Source organism: Mesorhizobium sp. M7D.F.Ca.US.004.01.2.1 (assembly GCF_003997785.1).
GTDB lineage: Bacteria > Pseudomonadota > Alphaproteobacteria > Rhizobiales > Rhizobiaceae > Mesorhizobium > Mesorhizobium loti.
On the sequence record NZ_RZRQ01000491.1, the window covers coordinates 1 to 3,198 of the forward strand.

3 protein-coding genes and 1 pseudogene are annotated in these 3,198 nt (G+C 61.3%); 3 read left to right on the top strand and 1 reads right to left on the bottom strand.

Annotation, left to right across the window (positions count from 1 at the left end; all coding sequences use genetic code 11):
• A pseudogene (locus tag EN993_RS33525) lies at positions 1-427 on the top strand (sarcosine oxidase); the annotation flags it as partial.
• A gap of 18 nt (positions 428-445) precedes the next feature.
• On the opposite strand, the gene EN993_RS33530 reads toward EN993_RS33525, so the two are convergent.
• Entirely contained in the window at positions 446-1,039 is a 594-nt protein-coding gene (locus EN993_RS33530) for a hypothetical protein (protein ID WP_127266024.1), read from the bottom strand.
• Between the two features lie 324 nt (positions 1,040-1,363).
• Here EN993_RS33530 and clpP point away from each other — a divergent pair, with 324 nt between their 5' ends.
• Complete coding sequence (clpP, locus tag EN993_RS33535; RefSeq protein WP_109669506.1) at positions 1,364-1,993, top strand: ATP-dependent Clp endopeptidase proteolytic subunit ClpP; 630 nt, start codon at positions 1,364-1,366, stop codon at positions 1,991-1,993.
• 297 nt (positions 1,994-2,290) lie between these two features.
• Positions 2,291-3,198: ATP-dependent Clp protease ATP-binding subunit ClpX (clpX, locus tag EN993_RS33540; RefSeq protein ID WP_127266025.1), on the top strand; the 908-nt coding region annotated here is incomplete at its 3' end.

The window sequence follows — 3,198 nt, forward strand, 5'->3', positions numbered from 1 at the left end:
CCTCAAGGCCGTCTGGCAGGCGGCGCCGGTCGTCCTCGATATCGGCGGCGCGGTAGACGGATATGTGATCCCGCCCTCCGGCGGCGCCGGCATGAAATTCGGGTCCGGATTGCACAGGGTGCCGACCAGCGACGCCGACTGGAACCGTCAGCCGGTGGCCGGCGAAGGCGAGGCGATCCGCAACCTGTTTTCGCCGCCGATCGCCCGCATCGATGGGTACCGGGTGATCGAAGTCGTTACCTGCGCCTACACTTTCACCGCCGACGAGAAATTCATGGCGCATGAAAAGGGCAAGTGCCTTGTTATCTCGGCCTGCTCCGGCCACGGCTACAAATTCGGCGCGGCGGTCGGCCGGCGGGTGGCGGCGGCGATCGGCAATGGCGATATTGGCGGCCTGAAGGCATGGCTGCGGGCGGAGGTGGCCTGAACGGCGCCGGCGCTTAACCTAATCCTGGCAATGCCTGGGAATATGCACGCGGCGCCAGCCTGAAGACCCTTCACGGACCAGCACGCGGCGCGCGACGGTCTGGTAAGAGGCGGGAACATCGATGACGCGTCTCTGTTCCGACTGCACCAGCACCTCCTCGGCGATGCTGTCGTACTGTGCGGGAATGACGACACGGCGCGTGCGTTCGGGCTGGATCACGACGGTTTCGGCGACGCGCTCATAACGCGCCTTGTGCCAGATCTTGCACAGCACCTTGCGGCCATGGATGACGCGCCATTCCCAGGAATAGCCGCCGCCATCGACCCGGACTGTATGGTAGACGGTGCGGGTGACGGCGGGCACGACCTCGTAGGTCACCTGTGCCGGAACGGTCATCACCACGCGTTCGCGGGTGCCGTAGATGGCAGGGACATAGTCGACGACCTGCTGGCCGGGCGGGCTGACCAGCACGTCTTCATAGACCGTGTCGTAGACATCAGGCGTTCGGATGGGTTCATAGCACTCGACGGCGCGGCCGCCGGCCGCCGTCTGCGAAATCGTGCCGAGCATGGTCAGCCCGGCAATGGCGAAGCATGCGGTTTTCCCAGACATGACACTCCCCCTGTTGAACTCATAGGTTCAACGCTGAATTGTAGGGGAAGCCGCCTCGGAGAAAAGCGATTTCGGCGCATTTCGTTAAGCGATGCGGTTAAGAAATTGCTACGGTGGTGACAACACCGCCGAATGATCACGGCACAGGTCGATGAATCCCGTGAAATGTAACCTTGATTCGACTTACCCAGATGGCTAGGAGGGGTCGGCCTTGCACAAGGATGAGCCGGCATCCTATTTACGGAATAACGATTCAGAACCGATTCTGCCCGATCTGCCAGCATTCCCGGCGCCGGAATCCCACCGCGAGATAAGAGACAATCAATGAAGAACCCCGTCGAAACCTACATGAACCTCGTTCCGATGGTGGTCGAACAGACCAATCGTGGCGAGCGGGCCTACGACATTTTCTCTCGCCTCCTCAAGGAGCGCATCATTTTCATCACCGGTCCGGTCGAGGACGGCATGGCGACGCTGGTCTGCGCGCAGCTGCTGTTCCTGGAAGCCGAGAATCCGAAGAAGGAAATCAACCTCTACATCAATTCGCCGGGCGGCGTCGTCACCTCGGGCATGGCGATCTACGACACCATGCAGTTCATCAAGCCGGCGGTGTCGACGCTCTGCATCGGCCAGGCGGCCTCGATGGGCTCGCTGCTCTTGACTGCCGGCCACAAGGACATGCGCTTTGCCACGCCGAACGCCCGTATCATGGTTCACCAGCCTTCCGGCGGCTTCCAGGGCCAGGCGTCCGACATCGAGCGCCATGCCCAGGACATCATCAAGCTGAAGCGTCGCCTCAACGAGGTCTACGTCAAGCACACCGGCAAGAGCTACGAAGAGATCGAGAAGACGCTCGACCGCGACCATTTCATGACCGCCGACGAAGCCAGGGATTTCGGCCTCATCGACAAGGTCATTTCGTCGCGCGAGCCGGCTGAAGGTGCTGTGGCATAAGGGCTAGTTGGCAGTTGGATGGCGGCATCACGCGCTTTTGGTGCGTCTTGCGGCATTTCGGCCACAATTGGCTGTTCCCTCGGGGGACAGGATTGCCTACGTTAAGGCTATGTTGAGTTTCGGCGGCTTAGCTTTATGCGGGGTTGTCGCGAATCATTGCCACGTTTTCTGATTTGTGTTTCGTACGGAATGCGTTGCGGGAGCCGGGACACACTGGCGGCGGCGGATTCCCGCGATAGATAGAGTATGCGCCCTTTCAGCCAGACCATCGGCGGGCGGCCATGAAAGGACATGAAAATGAGCAAGGTCGGCAACAACAGCGGCGATTCCAAGAACACGCTTTACTGCTCGTTTTGCGGCAAAAGCCAGCACGAAGTGCGCAAGCTGATCGCCGGTCCGACGGTCTTCATCTGCGACGAGTGCGTCGAGCTCTGCATGGACATCATCCGCGAGGAGAACAAGACCTCGATGGTGAAGTCGCGCGAGGGCGTGCCGACACCGCAGGAGATCCTCAAGGTTCTCGACGACTACGTCATCGGCCAGCCCTACGCCAAGCGCGTGCTGTCGGTGGCGGTCCACAACCACTACAAGCGCCTCGCGCATGCCGGCAAGAACAACGATGTCGAGCTGGCGAAGTCCAACATCCTGCTGATCGGCCCGACCGGTTGCGGCAAGACGCTGCTTGCACAGACGCTGGCCCGCATCATCGATGTGCCCTTCACCATGGCTGATGCCACGACGCTGACCGAAGCCGGTTATGTCGGCGAGGACGTCGAAAACATCATCCTGAAGCTGTTGCAGTCGGCCGACTACAATGTCGAGCGGGCCCAGCGCGGCATCGTCTACATCGATGAAATCGACAAGATCTCGCGCAAGTCCGACAATCCCTCGATCACCCGCGACGTGTCGGGCGAGGGCGTGCAGCAGGCTTTGCTGAAGATCATGGAAGGCACGGTTGCCTCCGTGCCGCCGCAGGGCGGCAGGAAGCATCCGCAGCAGGAATTCCTGCAGGTCGACACCGCCAACATCCTGTTCATCTGCGGCGGCGCCTTCGCCGGCCTGGACAAGATCATCTCCGATCGCGGCCGCAAGACATCGATCGGCTTCGGCGCCATCGTCGCTTCGCCCGAGGATCGCCGCACCGGTGACGTGTTCCGCCTGGTCCAGCCAGAGGATTTGTTGAAGTTCGGCCTCCTCCCCGCGTT

Coding starts and splice junctions, on each gene's coding strand:
- clpP (WP_109669506.1), top strand. CDS start 1,364: ATGAAGAACCCCGTCGAAACCTACATGAACCTCGTTCCGATGGTGGTC.
- EN993_RS33530 (WP_127266024.1), bottom strand. CDS start 1,039: ATGTCTGGGAAAACCGCATGCTTCGCCATTGCCGGGCTGACCATGCTC.